This window comes from Thiorhodococcus minor, from assembly GCF_010820565.1.
Lineage (GTDB): Bacteria > Pseudomonadota > Gammaproteobacteria > Chromatiales > Chromatiaceae > Thiorhodococcus > Thiorhodococcus minor.
Genome location: NZ_JAAIJQ010000219.1, coordinates 1 through 2,137, shown reverse-complemented (window position 1 = coordinate 2,137; position 2,137 = coordinate 1). Strand labels below are relative to the sequence as shown.

General features: G+C 50.3%; 3 protein-coding genes. All 3 read right to left on the bottom strand.

Translation table 11 applies throughout. The annotated features are described in order from the left end of the window. Nucleotides 1–9: 9 nt before the first annotated feature. Nucleotides 10–666 (bottom strand): hypothetical protein, encoded by a 657-nt coding sequence (locus G3446_RS26440; protein ID WP_164456639.1) that lies wholly within the window; start codon nt 664–666, stop codon nt 10–12. Nucleotides 667–1,461: 795 nt separating this feature from the next. Beyond that, on the bottom strand, nt 1,462–1,635 hold the full coding sequence (locus G3446_RS26435) for a hypothetical protein (RefSeq protein ID WP_164456638.1): 174 nt from the start codon (nt 1,633–1,635) through the stop codon (nt 1,462–1,464). 88 nt (nt 1,636–1,723) lie between these two features. Next, nucleotides 1,724–2,137, bottom strand: a 414-nt coding sequence (locus tag G3446_RS26430; RefSeq protein WP_164456637.1) for an NAD-dependent epimerase/dehydratase family protein, incomplete at its 5' end; no start/stop codon positions are given.

Sequence of the window (2,137 nt, the reverse complement as noted above, 5' to 3'; positions counted from 1 at the left end):
AATAGGGTTCTAGCGGAAAGCAGCAGGCAAGCCATTGATTTTAAAGATATCACAACCCCAGAGCAAACGGGAGAGCCGAATAACTTGGAGATCACTGCCATCTGTATCAACTTTCAAAAGCGAATTTTTCGGAACAGCAATGCCCAGTACGTCAAACCGAGTGGATGTGAATTCCGTGCAACTGACAACGCGTTTACCATCGACAACTTGTGGCTCGTTTTTAATTGATGAATGCGTAGCGACGCCATCGCGATGTAGACTCGTTTTCACGAGAAAGCCACTACTGGCGTGGTCGGTAGGCGCCACAGGGTGCAAAGAATAACTGATTGAGCGATAATTCTTTTTGATGGCGGTAAAGTGCGTGTCATCTGGCTCGAACAAATAGTGCTTGACGGTCGGAAAGAAAGCGATTAGCTCGGCTGTTTGACTGTTCTGAAGTTTTGCCCTTTTGGAGGGGTGCTGCGCCTGGGTAGGGAGAGTTTTCGAGGGGTTTGCCCGTTTTGGCGCAAACCCCACCGAAACCCCGCGAGTCCACGTCACTGCTGAGACGGACATTCTCAGAACTGCGAAACTTGAGTGACTGTTGACACCGACATCAAAGACAGCAGCAGGTCGTGATTCTTTCCCGTAGTAACGACGCAGAGCTTCGAGTTTGGTTGCCTTCATGATGCTTTCCTAAAAGTTCTAAGAAAATTATTTAAGAAGACGCTCACAACGATTTATCCACTTTTTGATCTGAAGTTTCGCGTTTTTGTTGCGACCAATTCCCAATTAGCTACTGCGGCAGTGATATAGATTAGAATATAAGCAATCAATGATGGTTTCGCGTATTAGTATTTGATGGAATACTTGATTACGCTGAAATGGAATTCTGATCGAGCGTTCATTGCGCTGCAATATCAAGACGTTATGCGTGAATAGGGGCGCAATGCGCGGTATAATCATAAAGGTGCTAAATCCATGATTAACCAGCGAAAAGAGCCCCTATTCGATGAGCATGCTACGCGCAATTGGCGGTGAGCTGCAATGCCTGTTTCCAATGAATCCGCATGGGGTAATCCGTATCTAAATTCAATATTTTTAAAACTTTAGCAATCAATTCTAGTGGACGAGTGATTATATCGTCATAATGAAATATGAAAAAGTTTTCATTGAAAATTGGCTGATAGATATTGATTGTGCGATTGTAATCGCTTCGAGTCGATACTGTTGGCGAAAACGCCATGGACTTTATGTAGTTTAGACTGATAGATGAAATAGGCTGATTGGCGATGACTGAATGTGCAAAGCGAATATGAGACCAAGTGCGATCTATAGGGTCGCGTATAATTAAAGGGGTCAGACCCTAAATTAAAAAGCAAGGAGTCACGACGAATGAGAACCATCTGTTTCCATGCGAATGCCTAACCAAGGGCGTTGTTCGACACGCAAGTGCGGGCGGCTAGTGTGGACAAAGAGCCATTAACGCTCGGGATCGGCACGATGGCGGCGGCGATAGGCGGCGAAGGCATCGGCGCCGTCGTCACAGGTTTCGACCACGGCCAGGTCATCGGCAACAAAGTCATAGCGAGTGGAAATCAGAGCGCGGAAACGGCCCACGGCAAGCTCGGTCTGTTGGTCAATGCGCTTGGTCATTGGGTTGCCGCCAATCGTGAGCGCGCCTGGTCGGCAAACCAAAGGTCATCGTCTTGATCATAGGCGAGTGTTGTGTTCATGCCCAAATTCAGCCTCGAACAGCGTCCTGATGCGCGCAAAACCAGGCATAAGTCTCCCGCAAGCCATCCTCCAACCTAATCCCGGCCCGCCAGCCCAGCGCGGACAAGCGCGACACATCCAACAACTTGCGCGGCGGCCCATCGGGCTTGCTCGGATCAAAGCGCAAGGCGCCCTGGTAGCCGGTAACCCCGGCGATGGTCTCGGCCAGGGCGCGGATGGTGACATCCACGCCGGTGCCGACGTTGATGTGGGAGCACATGGGTTGGGTGTTGGCGCGGTAGGTGTCTAAATCCAAATTGAGCACATGCAGACAGGCGGCGGCCATGTCATCCACATGCAGGAATTCGCGCTTGGGGGTGCCGCTGCCCCAGATGACGACCTCGGGGGCGTTGCGCTGGGTGGCCTCATGGAAGCGTCTGAG

Coding starts and splice junctions, on each gene's coding strand:
- G3446_RS26435 (WP_164456638.1), bottom strand. CDS start 1,635: ATGACCAAGCGCATTGACCAACAGACCGAGCTTGCCGTGGGCCGTTTC.
- G3446_RS26440 (WP_164456639.1), bottom strand. CDS start 666: ATGAAGGCAACCAAACTCGAAGCTCTGCGTCGTTACTACGGGAAAGAA.